At 68.7% G+C, this 18388-nt stretch carries 14 protein-coding genes and 1 tRNA gene; 7 read left to right on the plus strand and 8 right to left on the minus strand.

Translation table 11 applies throughout. From position 1 onward, the window contains the following. The first annotated feature begins 2 nt into the window (after positions 1 to 2). The 6 genes from hutH (at position 3) to hutG (ending at position 7452) form a co-directional block, all read left to right on the plus strand. On the plus strand, positions 3 to 1577 hold the full coding sequence (hutH, locus tag A3AG_RS0124875) for a histidine ammonia-lyase (protein ID WP_018008005.1): 1575 nt from the start codon (positions 3 to 5) through the stop codon (positions 1575 to 1577). Positions 1578 to 1653: 76 nt separating this feature from the next. Next, a complete protein-coding gene (gene hutU, locus A3AG_RS0124880) occupies positions 1654 to 3354 on the plus strand; it encodes a urocanate hydratase (protein WP_018008006.1) in 1701 nt (566 codons plus the stop codon). Continuing rightward, complete coding sequence (locus tag A3AG_RS0124885) at positions 3351 to 3953, plus strand: HutD/Ves family protein (protein WP_018008007.1); 603 nt, start codon at positions 3351 to 3353, stop codon at positions 3951 to 3953. The genes hutU and A3AG_RS0124885 overlap by 4 nt, the downstream gene beginning before the upstream one ends. Next, positions 3950 to 5203: an imidazolonepropionase gene (hutI, locus tag A3AG_RS0124890; protein ID WP_018008008.1), complete on the plus strand. Its 1254-nt coding sequence runs from the start codon at positions 3950 to 3952 to the stop codon at positions 5201 to 5203. The genes A3AG_RS0124885 and hutI overlap by 4 nt, the downstream gene beginning before the upstream one ends. Further along, positions 5200 to 6606, plus strand: coding sequence for a formimidoylglutamate deiminase (locus tag A3AG_RS0124895; RefSeq protein ID WP_018008009.1), 1407 nt, complete (start codon positions 5200 to 5202; stop codon positions 6604 to 6606). The genes hutI and A3AG_RS0124895 overlap by 4 nt, the downstream gene beginning before the upstream one ends. A 33-nt stretch (positions 6607 to 6639) precedes the next feature. Then, positions 6640 to 7452, plus strand: coding sequence for an N-formylglutamate deformylase (gene hutG, locus A3AG_RS0124900; RefSeq protein WP_018008010.1), 813 nt, complete (start codon positions 6640 to 6642; stop codon positions 7450 to 7452). A gap of 62 nt (positions 7453 to 7514) precedes the next feature. On the opposite strand, the gene A3AG_RS0124905 is transcribed toward hutG, so the two are convergent. The 4 genes from A3AG_RS0124905 to A3AG_RS0124925 all read right to left on the minus strand — a co-directional run bounded on the left by A3AG_RS0124905 (position 7515) and on the right by A3AG_RS0124925 (position 12822). Continuing rightward, positions 7515 to 9140: a bifunctional aspartate transaminase/aspartate 4-decarboxylase gene (locus tag A3AG_RS0124905; RefSeq protein WP_018008011.1), complete on the minus strand. Its 1626-nt coding sequence runs from the start codon at positions 9138 to 9140 to the stop codon at positions 7515 to 7517. Between the two features lie 87 nt (positions 9141 to 9227). Beyond that, entirely contained in the window at positions 9228 to 10913 is a 1686-nt protein-coding gene (gene aspT, locus A3AG_RS0124910; RefSeq protein WP_018008012.1) for an aspartate-alanine antiporter, read from the minus strand. Positions 10914 to 11339: 426 nt separating this feature from the next. Beyond that, the gene (gene loiP, locus A3AG_RS0124915) at positions 11340 to 12083 is read right to left on the minus strand and encodes a metalloprotease LoiP (RefSeq protein WP_018008013.1); all 744 of its coding nucleotides are present in this window, start codon (positions 12081 to 12083) and stop codon (positions 11340 to 11342) included. A 654-nt stretch (positions 12084 to 12737) separates the two neighbouring features. Further along, a tRNA-Leu gene (locus A3AG_RS0124925) sits at positions 12738 to 12822 on the minus strand. Positions 12823 to 12987: 165 nt separating this feature from the next. On the opposite strand from A3AG_RS0124925, the gene A3AG_RS0124930 reads away from it, so the two are divergent. After that, positions 12988 to 13908: an alpha/beta hydrolase gene (locus A3AG_RS0124930; RefSeq protein ID WP_018008014.1), complete on the plus strand. Its 921-nt coding sequence runs from the start codon at positions 12988 to 12990 to the stop codon at positions 13906 to 13908. Positions 13909 to 13928: 20 nt separating this feature from the next. Here the strand turns inward: A3AG_RS0124930 and A3AG_RS0124935 are convergent, their stop codons facing one another. The 4 genes from A3AG_RS0124935 to A3AG_RS0124950 form a co-directional block, all read right to left on the minus strand. Beyond that, positions 13929 to 14810 carry an NAD(P)-dependent oxidoreductase gene (locus tag A3AG_RS0124935; RefSeq protein ID WP_018008015.1) on the minus strand — a complete coding sequence of 294 codons (882 nt, stop codon included), beginning with the start codon at positions 14808 to 14810 and terminating at the stop codon, positions 13929 to 13931. Positions 14811 to 14852: 42 nt separating this feature from the next. Beyond that, positions 14853 to 16016 (minus strand): ABC transporter substrate-binding protein, encoded by a 1164-nt coding sequence (locus A3AG_RS0124940; RefSeq protein ID WP_018008016.1) that lies wholly within the window; start codon positions 16014 to 16016, stop codon positions 14853 to 14855. An 80-nt stretch (positions 16017 to 16096) separates the two neighbouring features. Beyond that, positions 16097 to 17254 (minus strand): methyltransferase, encoded by a 1158-nt coding sequence (locus A3AG_RS0124945; RefSeq protein WP_018008017.1) that lies wholly within the window; start codon positions 17252 to 17254, stop codon positions 16097 to 16099. An 87-nt stretch (positions 17255 to 17341) separates the two neighbouring features. After that, positions 17342 to 18283, minus strand: a complete 942-nt coding sequence (locus A3AG_RS0124950) for a CysB family HTH-type transcriptional regulator (protein WP_018008018.1) — start codon at positions 18281 to 18283, stop codon at positions 17342 to 17344. Between the last annotated feature and the right edge of the window lie 105 nt (positions 18284 to 18388).

The following is an 18388-nucleotide window of genomic DNA, read 5'->3' on the forward strand; positions in this document are numbered from 1 at the left end:
AAATGACTGCCAGCCCACATGACCAAGCCTCCCGTCCGCTGCTGACCCTGCAGCCGGGCCAAGTCACCCTGGCCGACCTGCGCCGCATCTATCGCGGTGAAGTGCGTCTGGCCATGGCCGATTCCGCCTGGGCCGGCGTGCGCGCCGCGCAGGCCACGGTGCAGGACATCATCGACGCCGATGCCGTGGTCTACGGCATCAACACCGGTTTCGGCAAGCTGGCGCAAACGCGCATCCCCAACGACAAGCTGGCGCAGCTGCAGCGCAACCTGGTGCTGTCGCACAGCGTCGGCACCGGCCCGGACCTGGCCGAGGACACCGTGCGGCTGATCCTGGCGACCAAGGCGGTCAGCCTGGCGCGCGGCCATTCGGGCGTGCGTCCGGCGCTGATCGAGGCCTTGCTGGCGCTGGTCAATCACGGCGTGACGCCGTGCATTCCCGCCAAGGGCTCGGTGGGCGCGTCGGGCGACCTGGCGCCGCTCGCGCATATGTCGTGCACGCTGATCGGCGTGGGCGAGGTGCTGGTCGACGGCAAGCGCGTGCCGGCCGCCGAAGGCCTGGCCCATGCCGGCCTGCAAGCTTTCGAACTGGGCCCGAAGGAAGGCCTGGCGCTGCTCAATGGCACCCAGGTGTCGACCGCGCTGGCGCTGGCCGGGCTGTTCGCCGCCGAAGACGCGTTTGCCGCGGGCCTGGTCGCCGGCGCGCTGTCGCTGGAGGCGATCAAGGGCTCGGTCAAGCCGTTCGATGCCCGCATCCATGCGGCGCGCGGCCAGGCCGGCCAGATTGCCGTGGCCGGCGCGGTGCGCGCGATGCTGGAGGGCAGCGAGATCGTCGACTCGCACAAGACCTGCGGCCGCGTGCAGGACCCGTACTCGATCCGCTGCCAGCCGCAGGTGATGGGCGCGTGCCTGGACAACCTGCAGCATGCCGCGCGCATCCTGCAGATCGAAGCCAATGCCGCGTCGGACAACCCGCTGGTGTTCTCCGAGCAGGGCGACGTGGTCTCCGGCGGCAACTTCCACGCCGAGCCGGTGGCCTTCGCCGCCGACATCATCGCGCTGGCGATCGCCGAAATCGGCGCGATCTCCGAGCGCCGGCTGGCGCTGCTGCTCGATACCGGCCTGTCCGGCCTGCCGCCGTTCCTGGTGCGTGACGGCGGCCTGAACTCGGGCTTCATGATTGCACAGGTGACCGCCGCCGCGCTGGCCTCGGAGAACAAGTCGCTGGCGCATCCGTCCAGCGTCGACAGCCTGCCGACCTCAGCCAACCAGGAAGACCATGTGTCGATGGCCACCTACGGCGCGCGCCGGCTGGGCGACATGGCGGCCAACACCGCGGTCGTGGTCGGCATCGAGGCCATGGCCGCGGCGCAGGGCATCGAGTTCCACCGACCGCTGAAGTCGTCGCCGCTGGTGGAGCAGGAGCTGGCACGCATCCGTGCGCGCGTGGATTTTGTCGAAGGCGACCGCTACCTGGCGCCGGATATCGAAGCGATGAAGCAGTGGGTGGTGCAGGGCGATGCGGGGGCGGGGTGGCCAGCTGCGGTGCGGGCAATCTTGCCGACCAACGCGGGTTGAGCCAGTCCCGCTAACGTACCAGGCGGCACCAGAAACCAATCGCGACACCAGCGCCATCCCAAAAGGAGAACAACACATGAACGCTCCCGAATCCCAATCCCTGCAACGCGGCCAGCGCGAGATCCGCGCGCCGCGCGGAACCCAGCTGCACTGCAAGAACTGGCTGATCGAAGCCGCCTACCGCATGATCCAGAACAACCTGGACCCCGACGTGGCCGAGCGCCCGCAGGACCTGGTGGTGTACGGCGGCATCGGCAAGGCCGCGCGCAACTGGGAATGCTTCGACGCCATCCTCGACAGCCTGCGCCGCCTCGGTGAAGACGAGTCGCTGCTGGTGCAGTCGGGCAAGCCGGTGGGCGTGTTCCGCACCCACGCCGATGCGCCGCGCGTGCTGATCGCCAACTCCAACCTGGTGCCGCACTGGGCCACCTGGGACAAGTTCAATGAACTCGATCGCGCCGGCCTGATGATGTACGGCCAGATGACCGCGGGCTCCTGGATCTACATCGGCACCCAGGGCATCGTGCAGGGCACGTACGAGACCTTTGTCGAGGCGGGCCGCCAGCACTACGGCGGCGACCTGTCTGGCAAATGGATCCTGACCGCGGGCCTCGGCGGCATGGGCGGCGCGCAGCCGCTGGCGGGCGTGCTCGCGGGTGCCTGCGTGCTGGCGATCGAATGCCAGGAATCGCGCATCGACTTCCGCATCCGCACGCGCTACCTCGACAAGAAGGCCACCACGCTCGACGAAGCACTGGCGATGATCGCCGAGGCCACGGCAAAGAAGGAGGCGATCTCGGTCGGCCTGCTCGGCAACGCCGCCGACATCGTGCCGGAACTGGCCAGGCGCGCGCAGGACGGCGGCATGCGCCCGCATATCGTCACCGACCAGACCTCGGCGCATGACCTGGTCAACGGCTACCTGCCGCAAGGCTGGACCGTCGCGCAGTGGGAAGACGCACGCCAGCGCGATCCCAAGTCGGTGGAAGCCGCCGCGCGTCCTTCTATCGTCAGGCACGTGCAAGCGATGCTCGACTTCCAGAAGATGGGCGTGCCGACGGTCGACTACGGCAACAACATCCGCCAGGTGGCCTTCGACGAAGGCGTGCAGAACGCCTTCGATTTCCCCGGTTTCGTGCCGGCCTATATCCGTCCGCTGTTCTGCCGCGGCAAGGGGCCGTTCCGCTGGGTCGCGCTGTCGGGCGACCCGGAAGACATTTACAAGACCGACGCCAAGATGAAGGAGCTGTTCCCGGAGGACAAGTCCCTGCACCGCTGGCTCGACATGGCGCACGACCGCATCGCCTTCCAGGGCCTGCCGGCGCGGATCTGCTGGGTGGGGCTGGACGAGCGCCATCGCGCCGGGCTGGCCTTCAACGAGATGGTGAAGTCGGGCGAGCTGAAGGCGCCGGTGGTGATCGGCCGCGACCACCTGGACTGCGGCTCGGTGGCGTCGCCCAACCGCGAGACCGAAGCCATGCGCGACGGCTCCGACGCGGTGTCCGACTGGCCGCTGCTGAACGCGCTGCTGAACACCGCCGGCGGTGCCACCTGGGTCAGCCTGCACCATGGCGGCGGCGTCGGCATGGGCTTCTCGCAGCATTCCGGCGTGGTAATCGTGTGCGATGGCACCGATGCGGCGGCAAAGCGCATCGAGCGCGTGCTGTGGAACGATCCGGCCACCGGCGTGATGCGCCATGCGGATGCGGGCTATGACCTCGCCCTCGCCTGCGCGCACGAAAAGGGCCTGGACCTGCCGATGGTGAAGGGCGTATGAGCCCGGCGCTGCTTCAATCCTTCGCGCTGGCCGACATCGCGCCCACGCGCTGGAAGAACGGCGGCGGCAACACGCGCGAGATCGCCGTGTGGCCGCCGGGTGCGGGCATGGATGACTTTGTCTGGCGCCTGAGCGTCGCCGATATCGAACGCGATGGCCCGTTCTCGGCGTTCCCGGGCATCGATCGCCAGATCGTGCTGCTCGACGGCGCGGGCGTGACCTTGCGCGCGGACGACGGCAGCTTCAGCCATCGCCTGGCCGGTGTCGGCGAGCCATTCGCGTTTTCCGGCGATACCAGCCTGCAGGCGACGCTGCTCGACGGCGCCACGCGCGATTTCAACGTGATGACGCGGCGCGGACACTGCCGTGCGCGGGTCGCGGCGTTCCGCGCAGGGTTTGCGGTCAGCACCGGCAGCCAGACGCTGTGCCTGCTGGCCGTCAGCGGTGCCTGGCAGGCGAAGGACGCGACCACGCTGCTGCAAGCGGGCGACGGCCTGCTGGCTGGCGCCGCCGCCTCCGCATCGACCCTTGCGTTTGAACCCGCCGGTGACGCGGCGCTGTGCCTGTGCGTCACCCTGGAAATGGAGCCCGCTCAATGACGCTGACCTCTGTATCCGCCGCATCCAGCGCGGACGGTGTCTGGCACAACTGCCACCTGCTGCCCGACGCCGATCCCGCGCAGGCGCTCCGCGATGCCGCGCTGGTGGTCGAGCACGGGCGCATCGCCTGGCTCGGCGCGGCAGCGGAGTTGCCCGAGGCCTGGCGCGGCGCGCCGCGCCATGACGGCAACGGTGCCTGGATCACGCCGGGGCTGGTCGATTGCCACACGCACCTGGTCTACGGCGGCCAGCGCGCCGACGAGTTCGCCATGCGCCTGGCCGGCGCCGGCTATGAGGAGATCGCACGCGCCGGCGGCGGCATCGTGTCGACGGTGCGCGCCACGCGCGGCGCCGACGAAGACACGCTGTTCGCACAGGCCGCGGCGCGCCTGCAGCCGCTGCTGGCCGAGGGCGTCACCGCCATCGAGATCAAGTCCGGCTACGGACTGAACCTGGAATCCGAACGCAAGCAGCTGCGCGTGGCGCGCCGGCTGGGCGAGCATTTCGGCGTCTCGGTCCATACCACCTTCCTCGGCGCGCACGCGCTGCCGCCGGAATACGCCGGCCGGGCCGACGACTATATCGAGCTGGTCTGCAACACCATGCTGCCGGCGCTGGCCGACGAGGGCCTGGTCGATGCCGTCGATGCCTTCTGCGAGTCGATCGGTTTCTCGATCGCGCAGACCGAGCGCGTGTTCGACGCCGCCGCGCGTCACGGCCTGCGCGTCAAGCTGCATGCGGAGCAGCTCAGCAACCTCGGCGGCGCCGCGCTGGCGGCACGCCACCGCGCGCTCTCGGCCGACCATCTCGAGCATCTCGACGAAGCCGGCGTGGCCGCGATGGCCGAAGCCGGCACGGTCGCGGTGCTGCTGCCGGGCGCCTACTACTTCCTGCGCGACACCAACCTGCCGCCGATCGCGCTGCTGCGCCAGTACGGCGTGCCGATGGCGATCTCGACCGACCACAATCCCGGCACCTCGCCGGTGACCTCGCTGCTGCTGATGATGAATATGGCCTGCACGCTGTTCCGCCTGACGGTGCCCGAAGCGCTCGCCGGCGTGACCGCGCACGCGGCGCGCGCGCTCGGCGCCGCCGATCGTCATGGGCGGCTGGCAGTGGGACGGGCGGCCGATTTCGCGCTGTGGCGCATCGATTCGCCCGCCGAGCTGGCTTACTGGTTCGGCCGCAATCCGGTCGCGACGGTGGTGCGCCAGGGTCGCGTCCATGCCGGCGCGGGAGCCACGGCATGAGCGCCACGCAACTGTTCGCGCCGTTCGCGCTGCTGCCGGAAGGCTGGTCCCGCGACGTGCTGCTGGCCTGGGACGAGCACGGGCGCTTTACCGCCGTGCAGGCCGGCGCGGCGCCTGCCGCCGGCGTGCCGCAGGCGGCGGGCCCGGTGTTGCCGGGCATGCCCAACCTGCATTCGCATGCGTTCCAGCGCGGCTTCGCCGGCCTGACGGAATTCCGCAGCCGCCCGCAGGGCGACGATCCGGCCGGCGCCGACTCGTTCTGGAGCTGGCGCACGCTGATGTACCGCTTCGCGCAGCGGCTCTCGCCCGACACGCTGGAGGCGGTCGCCACGCAGCTCTATATCGAGATGCTGCGCGCCGGCTATACCAGCGTGTGCGAGTTCCACTACGTGCATCACGACGAAGGCGGCAGGCCCTATGCCGATGCCGCCGAGATGTCGCTGCGGCTGCTGCGCGCGGCGCAGCGCACCGGCATCGGCATGACGCTGCTGCCGGTGCTGTACCAGAGCGCGGGCTTTGGCGGCAAGCCGCCGCTGGAAGGGCAGCGGCGCTTCCTGCATGACACCGATGCGATGCTGAGACTGCTGGAGCGGCTGCAACCGGCGTGCGCGCAGTCCGGCGCGCGCCTGGGGCTGGCACCGCACTCGCTGCGCGCGGTGCCGGAGGCAAGCCTGGTGCATGCCCTGGCCGGCCTGCGCGCGCTCGACGCGCAGGCCCCGGTCCATATCCATATCGCCGAGCAGCAGAAGGAGGTCGACGACTGCATCGCGTGGTCGGGCACGCGCCCGGTGACGTGGCTGTTCGACCATGTCGACGTCGATGCGCGCTGGTGCCTGGTGCATGCCACCCATATGGACTGGGACGAGCGCCGGCGCCTCGCGCACAGCGGCGCCGTGGCCGGCATCTGCCCGACCACCGAGGCCAACCTGGGCGACGGCGTGTTCGAGGCCGCGCCCTACCTGGCGCAGCAGGGCGCCTGGGGCATCGGCTCGGACAGCCATGCCAGCGTCAGCGTGGCGGAGGAGCTGCGGCTGTTCGAATACGGCCAGCGGCTCGGCCTGCAGCGGCGCAACGTGCTCGCCTCCGACACCCACGCGCAGGTGGCGGACCGCCTGTACCTGGAAGCGGTGGCCGGCGGCGCACGGGCATCGGGCCGCGCGGTGGCCGGACTGGCAGTGGGCCAGCAGGCCGACTTCGTGGTGCTGGACGGCGCGCATCCGACCCTGGCGGGACTCGACGGGCCGCAGGCACTGGCCACGCACGTGTTCGCCTGCCACGGCCATGAGACACTAGCGGAAGTCCGCACCGCCGGGCGCAGCCGCGTGCAGCATGGCGCGCATCCGCTGCAGGCGGACGCCGGGCGCCTGTTCATCGCGGCGCGCGCCAGCCTGCTGGCCGACTGAAACCGGGCGCACGCCCACTGCATCGCAACCACCATGTCCTTTTCCACCGATACCCCCGCCTTCACCCTGCACCGGGGCACGCGCCCGTTGCTGGTATCGATGCCGCATGTCGGCACGCACCTGCCCGCATCGGTCTCGCAGCGCCTGACCGCCGAGGCCCGCACCGTGCCCGACACCGACTGGCACCTGGAGCGCCTGTACGACTTCGCCCGCGAACTCGGCGCGTCGGTGCTGGCGGCCACGCACTCGCGCTACGTGGTCGACCTGAACCGCCCGCCCGACAACGCCAACCTGTATCCCGGCCAGGACACCACCGGCCTGTGCCCGGTCGACACCTTCGACAAGACGCCGCTCTATGCCGATGGCAGCGGTCCCGACGACGCCGAGATCGCCGCGCGCCGCGACGCGATCTGGCGCCCGTACCACCAGGCGCTGGCCGACGAGCTGGCACGTCTGAAGGCCGAGCACGGCACGGTCGCGCTATGGGATGCGCATTCGATCCGTTCGCTGCTGCCGCGCTTCTTCGACGGCAAGCTGCCCGACTTCAACCTCGGCACCGCCAACGGCGACAGCTGCGACGCCGCGCTCGCCGGCCAGCTGCTGGAACAGGCCAGCGCGGTACCGGGCCATACCGCGGTGCTCAACGGCCGCTTCAAGGGTGGCTATATCACGCGGCAATACGGCAAGCCGGCCGAGGGCGTGCACGCGGTGCAGCTGGAGCTGTCGCAGTGCGCCTACATGAGCGAGGTGTATCCGTTCGCCTACGACCAGGCGCTGGCCACGGCGCTGCAGCCGGCGCTGCGCGGCATGCTGGCGACGGTGCTGGAATTCGTCGAGTCCCGCTGAGACACAGCGGGAAAAAAAAGAGGCCCGGCGCGATGCCGGGCCCCGGGCACGCCGGTGCTGGCCTACTTCTTCACCACGTGCTTGTTGGCCGTGTCGCCGGTGGCCTCGTTGTACTTTTCCACATAGGATTCGAACAGCTTGCGGATCGAGCGGCCGATCTTGGCGTAGTCCGCTTCGTTCAGGTTCGCCAGCGAGACCCGCCCGGACGGATGGCGGGTGCCGAAGCCGCGCCCCGGCAGCAACACCACGCCGGCCTCGTCGGCCAGCTCGAACAGCAACTCGTTGGGCTCGACCGCCTCCATCACCCATTTGACGAATTCCGGCCCGATCGCCTTGCCGCCGAGCTGTTCGATATCGAGCAGCGTGTAGTAGTCGACCGCGTTCGGGTCGTCGCTCTCCGGCGCAATGCCGATCTCGCGGTACAACGCGGCCTTGCGGCTGCGGATCAGCCGCTTCATCGCGTTCTTGTAGTTGTCCGGCGTATCCATCAGCGAGAACAGCGAGAACAGCACCATCTGCACCTGCTGCGGGGTCGACAGGCCGGCCGTGTGGTTCAGTGCCACGGTGCGGCTGTCGGCGACCAGGCGGTCGATGAACTTGAGCTTCTCCGGCTCGGTCGTGATCGAGCTGTAGCGCTTGTTCAGCTGCTGGCGCTGCGCATCGGGCAGCTTGCCGATCTGCAAGTCGAAGATGTTGTCGCGGTGCGTGGCGATCACGCCCAGGCGCCAGCCGGTCGCGCCGAAATACTTGGAGAACGAATACACCAGGATGGTGTTCTTCGGGCACATCGCGAACAGCGAGACAAAGTTGTCGGCAAAGGTGCCGTAGACGTCGTCGGTCAGGATGATCAGGTCGGGGCGCTCTTCGATGATCGAGGCCAGGTATTCCAGGCTCTCGTCGCTCATGCGCACCGACGGCGGGTTGCTCGGGTTGACCAGGAAGAAGGCCTTGACCTTGGGGTCGCGCAGCTTGTCGAGTTCCTTCTTCGAGTATTGCCAGCGCGACTCGGGATCGGCGTCGACCGACAGCTCTACCAGCTGGTAGTCGTTGAGCTCGGGGATCTCGATATACGGCGTGAAGATGGGCATGCCGAGCGCGATGGTGTCGCCGGCCTTGAGCAGGTGGTTTTCGCGGATGGTGTTGAACAGGTACGTCATCGCCGCGGTGCCGCCCTCGACCGCGAACAGGTCGAAGTCGCCGATGAACGGATGGGCGCCGATCATCTCCTTGCGGATGTACTGGCCGACGATGGTCTCGGACAGCTTCAGCATGCGGTCCGGCACCGGATAGTTGCAGGCGAGGATGCCCTCGCACATCTCGTAGAGGAAGTCGCCGGCGTTCAGGCCGAGCTGGTCGCGCACGTACGACACCGCGCCGGCCAGGAACTTCACGCCCGGGGTGTCGGCGAATTCGCGCGCGAACAGGTCGAAGCGTTCCTCGATGCCATCGCGGCGCGGAAAGCCGCCCACGCCTTCGGGCATGTAAGAGAACGAACGCTCCGATTCGCGCATGGCGAACAGGCCCAGCTGCCAGAAACCGTGGCGCGGCACGGTGGCGAGGAAGTTGGGATTGCCGCGGCCAGCATTGAGCATCAGGCGTTCTGCGTCGCTGCTGGCAAGCTTGATCAGCTCATCCTTCAGCTCGAACGGGGACAGGCTGGCCAGCTTGGAGATATCGACTTTGCTCATGACTTGCTCCTGTTTAGACGCTTGTCGTTGGGCTGGCAGGCCGCCATGGCAGATGGCGGCCCGGGCAGCGTGAATGGCAGGGAAGGCCTATACGAGGCCCACCACCAGCGGCCCCAGCAGGGTCAGCAGCACGTTGGCGAGGGCGTAGGTGATGGCGAAGGGAACGGTCGGCACCGGGCTTTCGGCCTTGTCGAGGATGCCGCCGAAGGCCGGGTTGGCACTGCGCGAGCCGGACAGCGCGCCGGCCAGCAGCGCGGCGTTGTCATACCTGAGCACGTAGCGGCCGAACAGCATCGTCAGGAACAGTGGCAGCAACGTCACCACCGCGCCCAGGATGAAGATGGTCAGCCCGCTCTGGCGCAGCGTGGACACGGCCTGCAAGCCCGAGTTGATGCCAACAATGGCGACGAACGCGGCCAGCCCGAAGTCCTTCAGCAACTGGCACGCGGCGGTCGGCATGGCGCCGAACATCTTGTGCTTGGACCGGGCCCAGCCGAACACCAGGCCGGACAGCAGCGCGCCGCCGCCCGCGCCCAGCGTCAGCGGGATCGAGCCGATGCGCCACACCAGCAGGCCGATCAGCAGGCCCACCAGCACGCCGGCGCCGAAGTAGACGAAGTCGGTCTTCTCGCTGGGCACCAGCTCGTAGCCGGCCATCCCCGCCGCGCGCTTGGTGTCGGCCGGGGTGCCATACAGCGTGAGGATGTCGCCGTGCTGCAGCTTCAGTTCGGGCAGCAGCGGCAGCGGGTGGTCATAGCGCTCGATGCGCTCGATATAGACGCCGTGGCGCATGTCGCGCCCGACCATCTCGACGATCTCCGCCACGGTCTTGTTGTTCATGCCCTTGGCGGTGAACACCACGTTGCGCGACTGCATCACCGCGCCCATGCCGTCGGCATCGGCGACTTCCTCGCCGATCTGCGCGGCCGCCGGCACGATGGCATCGCGACGGCCGACCAGCAGCACCAGGTCGTCGTGCTGCAGCACCAGGTCCTGCGTGACGTCGAGCTGCTTGCCGGCGCGCTGCACCTTTTCCACGGTGACCAGGTCCTCGCCGCCCATCTCGAGCTGCGCGACGGTCTGTCCGGAAGCATCGTTGACGCGATACAGGCGGCCGACCAGCCGCGGCAGCGCGCCGCGCTGGCCCGGACCGTACTGGGGCAGGCCGCCGTTAAGCCTGGCCTCGACCTTCTTGGCATCCGTCTTCAGGTCCGCCTTCATGAAACGCGGCAGGATGTTGACGCAGACGATGATGGCGCCGAGCGAGCCGAATACATAGGTCACCGCATAGCCGATCGCGACGTTGGCCTGCAGGGTCTTGACCTGGTCGGGCGGCAGGCCCAGCTTGGTGATGGCGTCGCCCGCGGTGCCGATGATGGCCGACTGCGTCATGCCGCCGGCGGCCAGGCCCGCGGCCAGGCCCTTGTCGAGATGGAACAGCTTGGCCAGCACCACCACCGTGACCAGGCCGCACACCGCCATGAACACCGCCATGGCGATCTCGCGCAGCGAGCTGCGGTTCAGCGAGTTGAAGAACTGCGGGCCGCTTTCATAGCCGACCGCGTAGATGAAGACCGCGAACATCACCGCCTTGACGCCGTTGTCGATCTCGACGCCGAACTGGCTGATCACCACCGCGGCGAGCAGCGAGCCGGCCACGCCGCCCAGCTGGAACCGCCCGAACGTGATCTTGCCGATCGCGTAGCCGACCGCCAGCGACAGGAACAGCGCGGATTCGGGCGACTTCTGGAAAATCTCATGCAACCAGTCCATCGAAGGCTCCTGGAACGAGTGAGGCAGGTTGGGCGAGTTGTGGCATCCGGGCGTGGGGGCGCTGGGGTTCGGCCTCGCAAGCGCCGCACGCGCAGGTGCCGCGTGATGCGGCGCACCGGCCCTGGGCGCTGGGGCGATCATGGCGACGCTGGCCGTTTGCGGTGTCGGCACGCGGGCAACACGTGCGACGGCATGGCCGTGTCGAGGCAGCGAGAGGAATTATCTCTGCCGCGCCGGGGCGGGCGTAGTGAAAGCTTTTGTCGGTGAATTAAGCGCAGTCAACAATGCGCGCCAGGGAGGGCGCGGCTGCGCAGCGCGGTGGAGGCGCATGGCGCCGCGATGCGCGCGCATCCCCGCCGGAAGGAGGGCCCGCCTCACCCGGACGGGTGCGGCGGCAGGGGCGGGCACCAGCGCATTGCGCCGCGCTCAGCGCGCGCCGGCGAGGCGCGCTTCGATATGCTTGGCGCGCTCGAGCGAACCCGGGTGCGAACTCAGCATGCTCGATTGCCCGCCGTCGAGTGTCGACATCTTGCGAAACGCCGACGCCAGCGCCTGGCGGTTGGCACCGTTCTTCGTCAGCAGGTCGAAGGAATAGTCGTCGGCCGCGGTTTCCTGGCGCTGCGAGAACTGCGCGTTGACGAACTGCTCGGCCAGCGCGCCGATCTGCGACGACGACAGCGCCGTGAGCGATGCGATGCCGGTCGACCCCAGCAAGCCGCGCGCCGCGGCCGCGGTGTAGGCCACCTGCATTGCCGCCTTGGTGTGGCCCAGCGCCACATGGCCGATCTCGTGGCCGACCACGCCACGCACCTCGTCGTCGCTGAGCAGGTCCATCAGCCCGCTGTAGACCCGCACGCAGCCGTTGGCCATGGCCCAGGCATTGATGTCCTTGGTCATGTAGACCTTGGCATCGAGCGGCAGCCCGGTATTGCCGAGGCCGCCCATGACGGTGGCCAGGCGCCGCGCGTAGGTGCTGCCGGCCGGCGCGATGGTGTTCTTCTTGTCCATCTCGGCGCAGGACTGGTCCGACAGCGTCTTGACGTTGCTGTCCGACAGCGTGGCGGCGGTGAACAGGCTGCCGCCGGCCTGGGTCAGGCTTTCCATGTTGGCGCCGGCACAGCCCGCCAGCAGGGTGGCGCAGGCGAGGGCGGATAGGGTCAGTCGGCTCATGGTCGCTCCGGGGTTGATGGGATGGCAATGCCCTAGCATAGGAAGCCACGCCCCGGGGCACCAGTGGGCGCTGTCCGACATACCTTGAAACGTCGGCCGGAAGGCATTGCGGGTATCAGCGATGTGACCGACCCGGCTGGTGTTGCACGGCTTAGTTGGCGCGTACAAAACACCCTCGCCGGCCATTTATATTTGTAAGTACAAGTAATCCGGTGATCATCGAATTCGATCCCGCCAAGCGAGACAAGACCCCTGGCGAACGCGGGCTCGATTTTGGGCGCGCCTTCGAGGTTTTCGCAGGCACGCATTTCATTCAATGGCGAAGACACTCGGGAACGCTATCCCAAGCCGCGCTATATCACTGTCGGCACGCGGGATGACCGCATGGTCGTCATGGTGGGGGCCACGCGCGGCGAGGCGCACAAGCTCGACGACATCGAGGTCTGAGCATGGCGCATTCCGCTGGCGGGCTTTGCGAGGGCTCGCGCCATTTGCCCGGAATACTCATGTCGTCATCAGAGTGCGGCTCGCGCCACGTCACGGTACCGAAAATGTACCTGGCTACAACCTGATGAAAATCCCCCGGTGCGGGGCATGGGCTATCTTCCGGCTATCCGGATTTTCGGAAGATCTTGTTTTCGGAAGTTCTTGTGATGGTGCCCGGGGTCGGACTCGAACCGACACGCCTTCCGGCGGGGGATTTTGAGTCCCCTGCGTCTACCTGTTTCACCACCCGGGCAGGTGTGACGGCATCGGAACCGATGCCGGGCTGAGCCGGGGATTATGCCGGAAATCCCGCCACCGGACAACCGGCGCCGGGCCGGCCCCGGGTCACGCAAATCCGGTAGCATGGCGACCAGTCCTGCGCCCGCCAACCGTACCGATTGCGCCGACCCCGACCGCCATGACCGACCCAGACTTGCTTGCGCGCCTTGCCAGCCTGCCTTCGCAGGACCCCGCCTTCTATGACCGCGAGTACAACAACCGCGCCAATGTGCCGGACAACCCGGCGCATCTGGCGCGCTGGGCGCAGTGGTCCGCGCAGGTGCGCGCGCGCGGCCAGTACCTTGCGGACCTGAGCTATGCCGGCGCGGACGCGCGCCATGCGTCAGGCGAGACCCTGGACTACTTTCCCGCGCAGCGCGCCAACGGCGCCTTGCCGCCGCTGCTGGTGTTCGTGCACGGCGGCTATTACCGCGCGCTGGACAAGCACGACCACAGCTTCGTCGCCAGCGCGCTGCCGGCGCTGGGGGTGTCGGTGGCGGTGGTCAACTACACGCTGGTGCCGGCGGCGACGGTGCCGGACATCGTGCACCAGGTGCTGCGCAGCGTGGCCTGGCTGTACCGGCAGGCGGACCGGCTGGGCCATGACGCGCAGCGGCTGTACGTGGCAGGGCATTCGGTGGGCGGCCACCTGGTGGCGATGCTGATGGCCGCGCGCTGGCCGCAGGTCGGTGCCGACCTGCCTGCAGGACTGGTCCGCGGCGGGCTCTCCGTGAGCGGGCTGTACGACCTGGAGCCGCTGCGGCGCGCGGCCTTCCTGCAGTGCGACCTGAAGTTGTCCGAGGCCGATGTCGCGCGACTGTCGCCCGCGTACATGGCGCCGGCCGACGATGCACCGCTGGCGATCGCGGTGGGTGAGCTGGAGGCGGCCGAATACCACCGCCAGCATGCGCTGATCCGCGCGGCGTGGCCGGCCAAGGTGGCGCATCCGGCGGCGAGCGACCTGGTGCTGCCGGACTGCCATCACTTCAACGTGCTGGACAGCCTGGTCAGGGCGGACGGCGCGCTGACGCAAGCGGTGCTGCGGCTGCTGGAGCGCTGACCGCCGGCTCGCGCCGGGCCTCAGTCCTCCAGCACGCGCAGCAGCGACGAGGTATCGTCCTTGCCCCAGCCCTTGGCCATCAGCGCGCGCAGTTGCGCCGAGGTGGCCTGCATTGCCGGCAGCGCCAGGCCGATTTCCTCGGCGATATCGCGCGCCAGGCCGAAGTCCTTGTCGTGCAGCCGCGCCTCGATGCCGGCGGCGAAGTTGCGCGCCACCATCTTGGGGCCCATCAGGTCGAGCATGCGGCTGCCGGCCATGCCGCTCGCCATGGCTTCGAATACGCGGCCGGTGTCGACCTGCTGCGCGGCGGCAAAGCGCATCGCTTCCGCAATGCCTTCGATATTGACCACCTGCGCGATCTGGTTGCACAGCTTGGCCACCTGGCCGGCGCCATGGTCGCCGATATGGGTGATGGTCTGGCCCAGCCGCTCGAGCAGCGGGCGCACGCGTTCCAGCATCTCGGCCTTGCCGCCGACCATGATGGTCAGCGTGCCGGCCTCGGCGCCCATGGTGCCGCCCGACACCGGACAGTCGAGCGCCTCGATGCCGCGCGCTTCCAGCGCCGCGGCGATCTCGCGCGTGACGATGGGCGAGATGGTGCTGTGGTCGACGCAGATGGTGCCCGGCGCGGCCCCGTGGATCACGCCCTGCGCGCCCAGCAGCACCTCGCGCACGTCTTCGGACGAGGTCACGTTGGTGAAGACCACGCTGGCGCCGCGCGCCGCCTCGGCGGGCGTGAAGAACGGTGCTGCCCCCAGCGCGCGCGCAGCCTCGGCGGCTTCCGGGCGGCGCACGAAGGCGCGCACGGTGTGGCCGGCGGCCAGCAGGCGGCGCACCATGTGCGAGCCCATGGCGCCCAGGCCGATAAAGGCGACGGTGACGGGGGTGGGAGTGGTACTCATGCCAGGCTTCCTTTCGTGATGCGTTGTTGCATTGATGCGGGGCTACTTGTCGCCCGCATAGGCGAACTTGCCGTTGCGGATCACCCCCATCACGCGCGAACGCTGGTCGAAGCCCTGGTGGTCCTTCGGGTTCAGGTTCATCACGCCGTTGGGGATGGTGAGATTGGTGGTGGTTTCCAGCGCGTCGCGCATGGCCGCGCGGAACTCGCGCGTGCCGGGCTGGGCGCCGCTCCTGAGCGCGCGGCGGGCGGCGTCGTCGAGCAGCATCCACGCGCCCCAGGCATCGCCGGCAAACTGCGTCACGCTGTCGGCGCCGTACCTGGCTTCGTAGCGGTTGACGAAGTCCAGCGCCACCTTGCGCACCGGGTGGCTCTCGGGCAGCTGGCGCGCCACCACCACCGGCCCGGTCGGGAACAGCGTGCCTTCGACGTCCTTGCCGCCCATGCGCAGGAAGTCCCAGGTGGCAATGCCGTGGGTCTGGTAGACCTTGCCTTTGTAGCCGCGCTCGCCCAGCGTCTTCTGCGGCAGCACCGACGGCGTGCCGGCGCCGGCGATCAGGATCGCGTCCGGGTTGGCCGCCATCAGCTTGAGCACCTGCCCGGTGACGGAGGTGTCGTTGCGCGAGAAGCGTTCGCTGGCCACCACCCGGATCTTGCGCAGCTCGGCCAGCTTCGAGAACTCGCGCCACCAGCTTTCGCCGTAGGCATCGGCAAAGCCGATGAAGCCGACCGTCCGCACGCCGTGGTTGCTCATGTACTCGGTCAGCACGGTGGCCATGTGCGAGTCGTTCTGCGGCATCTTGAAGGCCCAGCGGCGCTTGGCGTCGGTCTGCGGCTCGACGATGGCGGCCGAGGCGGCCAGCGCCACCATCGGGGTCTCGCCCTCGGCCACGGCATCGAGCGCGGCGATGGCGGTGGGGGTGATGTTGGGGCCGACGATCACGTCGACCTTTTCCTCGGAGATCAGCTTGCGCACGTTGCGCACCGCGGCGGCCGGGTCGGTGCCGTCGTCCAGGATGATGTAGTGCGCCTTCTGGCCGCCCAGCGTCTGCGGCCACATCAGCACGGTGTTCTTGGATGGGATGCCGATCGAGGCGGCCGGCCCGGTGGTGGACACGTCGATGCCGACGCGGATGTCGGCCTGCGCGGCGCCGGCGACGAACAGCGCGCCGGCCAGCAGCAGGGGGCGCAGGGGCAGCTTCAGCATGGTCTCCTCCGTTCTTATATGTGACGGCAAAGGATAGCCGAACTCGGCCGGCGGGGCACCGTGGCCCCGCCGCGGCGGCATCAGCGCACGCCCAGGCGCCAGAGCGAGGTCACTTCGGCCGAGCGCGCCGCGTGCAGCGGGTCGGCCGCGTCGGCCGCGCGCGGGTGGCGCGGGCGGATGTCGGAGCGGCCCAGCACCTTCAGCCCCGCCGCCTCGATCCAGCCCGTCAGTTCCTCGCGCTGGCGCAGGCCCAGGTGCTCGGCCAGGTCGGACAGCAGAAGCCAGCCCTCGCCACCGGGTTCCAGGTGCTCCGCCAGCCCTTGCAGGAAGCCGCGCAGCATGGCGCTGTCGGGGTCATAGACGGCGCGCTCGACCGGCGAGCTGGGCCGCGCCGGCACCCACGGCGGGTTGCATACCACCAGCGGCGCGCGGCCGGCGGGGAACAGGTCGGCCTCGATCACGTCGACCTGCGCGGCATAGCCGAGCCGGGCGATGTTCTCGCGCGCGCACGCCAGCGCGCGCGGGTCCTGGTCGGTGGCCACCACGCGCTGCACGCCCCGGCGGGCCAGCACCGCGGCCAGCACGCCGGTGCCGGTGCCGATATCGAAGGCCAGCGTCTGCGCCGGCAGCGGCTCGGCCGCGACCAGGTCGACGTACTCGCCGCGCACCGGCGAGAACACGCCGTACCACGGGTGGATGCGGTCTGCCAGCGCCGGGATCTCCACGCCCTTCCTGCGCCACTCGAACGCGCCGATCATGCCCAGCAGCTCGCGCAGCGAGGCCACGTAGGGCTCCGTGGCCGGGCCGTAGACCTGCTCGCAGGCGTCATGCACATCGGGCGCGCGGCGCAGCGGGATCTGGTGGCCGGCCTCGAACGGCAGCAGCAGCATGCCCAGCGTGCGCGCGCGCTGCGACTGCGCCAGCCGGTGCAGGTGGAAGGCCTCGGTGGGCGACGCGGCCTGGCCCTTGTCGCGGGCCTTGGCGCCGGGGCGGCCGGCCTTTTTGGGCTTGCGCTCGGTGCGGCGGGCCAGTGCGTTCAGCAACTGGCGCGCGTTCTGGAAATCGCCCCGCCACAGCAGCGCGGTGCCTTCGCAGGCCAGGCGGTAGGCAGTATCGGCGCTGGTGGTGTCGTCGGCGACAACGACGCGCCGCGGCGGCGGCAGGCCGGCCTCGGAGCGCCAGGCGGCGCTGTGCTCGACGCCGTTTTCGGTCCAGTGGATGCGGGGCAGGTCGCTCACAGGACCTCCGGGCGGCAGGGTGGGATGTGCAGGGCAGGCATCGTGCAATTCGGTTTTCTTATATAGAAGGGCGGCAGCCGTGCCGCCTCAGAGTTCGTAGGCTTCGTGTTCGCCGGACATGGCCTGCTCGACCAGCTTGCGGTTGAGCGTCGGCGAGAACAGTTCGATGAAGGTGTAGACAAAGCTGCGCAGGTAGGCCCCCTGCTTGACGGCCAGGTGGGTCACGTTGCTGCCGAACAGGTGCCCGGCGGCAATGCCGCGCAGGTTGCGGTCGCGCTCGGCATCATAGGCGACGCCGGCGACGATGCCCACGCCCAGCCCGATTTCCACATAGGTCTTGATCACGTCCGCGTCGATGGCCTCGAGCACGATGTCCGGCGCCAGGTGGCGCAGCGCGAAGGCCTTGTCGATCTTGGTGCGCCCGGCGAAGTTGGCATCGTAGGTGATCAGCGGGTATCCCATCAGGTCTTCCAGCGCCAGGTGCTTCTTCTCCAGCAGCGGGTGCTCGGGCGGCGTAATCACCATATGGGTCCACTGGTAGCCCGGCAGCGACACCAGGTTCTTGTCGCTGGAGATGCCTTCGGTGGCGATGCCGATGTCGGCCTGGTCATGCAGCAGCATGTCGGCGATCTGGGCCGGGTTGCCCTGCTGGATCGACAGCCGCACCTTGGGATAGCGCTTGGTGAACTCGCTGATCACGCGCGGCAGCGCATAGCGCGCCTGGGTATGGGTGGTGGCGATGGTGAAGTTGCCCTGGTCCTGTGCCGCATAGTCCATGCCGACCCGCTTCAGGCTTTCCACCTCCTGCAGGATCTTCTCGACCGAGCTGAGGATGCGGCGGCCCGGCTCGGTCAGGCTGCGGATGCGCTTGCCGTGGCGCGTGAAGATATCGACCCCCAGCTCTTCTTCCAGCTCGATGATGGCCTTGGATACGCCAGGTTGTGACGTATATAGCGCTTTAGCGGCCTCGGTCAGGTTGTAGTTCTGCCGGACGGCTTCCCGCACGAAGCGAAACTGGTGCAAGTTCATATATCTGCGTTCGTATAAACAAACAACTTCTTATTAGTTTGAGGTATGAGGCCAGTTTATTACGATTCTCGAACTTTGTTAATGAACGGCCTGCCCTCGGTGCGC

The organism is Cupriavidus neocaledonicus, assembly GCF_000372525.1.
GTDB lineage: Bacteria > Pseudomonadota > Gammaproteobacteria > Burkholderiales > Burkholderiaceae > Cupriavidus > Cupriavidus neocaledonicus.